Source organism: Neokomagataea thailandica NBRC 106555 (assembly GCF_001598495.1).
Taxonomy (GTDB): Bacteria; Pseudomonadota; Alphaproteobacteria; order Acetobacterales; family Acetobacteraceae; genus Gluconobacter; species Gluconobacter thailandicus_A.
Genome location: NZ_BCZB01000083.1, coordinates 1 through 501 on the forward strand (window position 1 = coordinate 1; position 501 = coordinate 501).

The 501-nt window shown below is 51.1% G+C and carries 1 protein-coding gene; it reads left to right on the forward strand.

Annotated features, from left to right (window positions below):
• Positions 1–15: 15 nt before the first annotated feature.
• The coding region (locus NTH01S_RS11505; RefSeq protein WP_084367368.1) for a recombinase family protein at positions 16–501 on the forward strand (486 nt) is incomplete at its 3' end.

Consider the following 501-nt stretch of genomic DNA (forward strand, 5'->3'; position numbering starts at 1 on the left):
CCCGGTTATGTCCGTGTGAGTACATTCGATCAAAATGTTGATCGTCAATTAGATGGCGAAATACTGGATCGGGTTTTCACCGACAAAGCGTCCGGCAAAGATGTTCAGCGGGCTCAGCTCGATGAGCTTCTTGCCTTCGTGCGTGAAGGTGACATTGTGGTCGTGCATAGTATGGACCGATTAGCGCGTAATCTCGATGACCTCCGCAACCTGGTGCACACGCTGACGCGAAAAGGCGTTTGTGTTGAGTTTATCAAAGAACGTCTTATTTTTTCAGACAAAGATGAATCCCTGCCCAAACTGATGCTTTCGGTAATGGGCGCTTTTGCAGAGTTTGAACGCTCTCTTATTCGGGAGAGACAGCGCGAGGGTATTGCTCTAGCTAAAAAGCGTGGTGCCTATCGTGGTCGGAAACGGGTTCTGTCCCACGAACAGGTTGCAGACATCCTCCAGCGTATCCGCGACGGTGAGACAAAAGCTGCGATTGCCCGCGAGTACGGG